The organism is Microvirga sp. P4_G7 (genome assembly GCF_056401005.1).
On sequence record NZ_JBFUKD010000763.1, the window covers coordinates 1 to 1,632 of the forward strand.

The 1,632-nt window shown below is 60.9% G+C and carries 2 protein-coding genes; both read left to right on the top strand.

Annotated features, from left to right (window positions below):
- Positions 1–1,160, top strand: a 1,160-nt coding sequence (locus tag AC1DT3_RS20425; protein WP_477467036.1) for an extracellular solute-binding protein, incomplete at its 5' end; no start/stop codon positions are given.
- Positions 1,157–1,632, top strand: a 476-nt coding sequence (locus AC1DT3_RS20430) for an ABC transporter substrate-binding protein (protein WP_477467037.1), incomplete at its 3' end; no start/stop codon positions are given. The genes AC1DT3_RS20425 and AC1DT3_RS20430, both read left to right, overlap by 4 nt.

Consider the following 1,632-nt stretch of genomic DNA (forward strand, 5'->3'; position numbering starts at 1 on the left):
GCTTCGAGGCGGGCCGGACGTCCCTGTACGAGCGCGTGAAGGATTATTGGGGCGCCGCGATCAACGTGAACGTCGGCAAAAACAACTTCGACGAAATGCGATTCGAGTATTATCGCGATGCGTCCGTGCTCCTCGAAGCCTTCAAGGGAGATCGGATCGACTTTCGCTCTGAAAACAGCGCGCGAAATTGGGCGACGGGATATGATTTCCCTGCGCGCCAGCAAGGCCGCGTCGTGCTCGAGGAATTTCCGATGCGCGCCACCGGCGTCATGCAGGCCTTCGTCGTCAATCTGCGTCGGGACAAGTTCAAGGACCCGCGCGTGCGCCGCGCGTTCAATCTCGCATTCGATTTCGAGGACATCAACAAGACGATTTTCTCCGGACAATACGAGCGCATCGCGAGTTATTTCCACGGGCTGGAACTCGCCTCCTCGGGCCTCCCGGAAGGACCGGAACTGGCGATCCTCGAATCCGTCCGCGACAAGATCCCGCCCAAGGTCTTCACCGTCGCGTACAAAAATCCCGTCAACGGTTCTCCGGAAGCGGTGCGCAACAATCTGCGCGAAGCAGACAGCCTGTTGCGCGAAGCCGGGTGGGAGATCAAGGACCGCCGCCGGGTGAACGCCAAAGGCGAGACGCTGAGCGTCGAGCTACTCGGCGACACGCCCAATGACGAGCGCATCTTCCTTCCCTACAAAGCCGCGCTGGAACGCCTTGGGATCGCCGTCAACGTCCGTATCATCGACGACGTGCAATACACCAATCGCGTGCGCGCTTTCGACTTCGACGTCATCTCCGGCATCTGGCCACAATCCCTTTCGCCTGGCAACGAGCAACGGGAGTTCTGGGGATCGCAGGCCGCAGGCCGCCCTGGCTCGCGCAACCAAGCCGGTATCGCCGATGCGGGAGTCGATGCGTTGATCGACAAAGTGATCTTCGCGACAGACCGCACGGACCTCGTCGCAGCGACGAGAGTGCTCGACCGCGTGTTGTTGGCGCACGATTACATGATTCCGCAATGGACCTACCTGAAGCAACGCACGGCACGTTGGAATCGCTTCAGCCACCCCGAGACGATGCCCCGCTACGGAGCCGCCGCATTTCCCACCATCTGGTGGTTCGATCAGGCGAAAGCCGCTCAGACCGGAGGACCGCAATGACGCGCCCTACCCGCAGACATGTCGTCCTCGGCGCCGCGGCAGCGACCGCCCTCGGCTCCATGCCGCAAAGGCTTCTCGCGCAGACGGAGAACAACGAGATCGAGACCTATGGTCTCTCGAGTTTCGGCGACCTCAAATACGGTCCCGACTTCAAGCATTTCGGTTACGTCAATCCAGCCGCCCCGAAGGGGGGCACGCTGTCGATTCAGATCAAGCAGGGCTCAGGGAACCAAAACTTCGATACCTTCAACACGCTCAACATCTATGTTCTGAGGGGCGACGGCGCCGCCGGAATGGGAGCGACGTTCGACAGCCTGATGGCAGGGTCCGGCGACGAGCCGGATTCGCTCTACGGCCTCGTCGCTCATCGCGTCCGTATCTCACAGGACAAGCTCACCTATCGCTTTCTGCTACGGCCGGAAGCACGCTTTCATGATGGCTCGAAACTCACCGCGCGCGATGTTGCGTACTC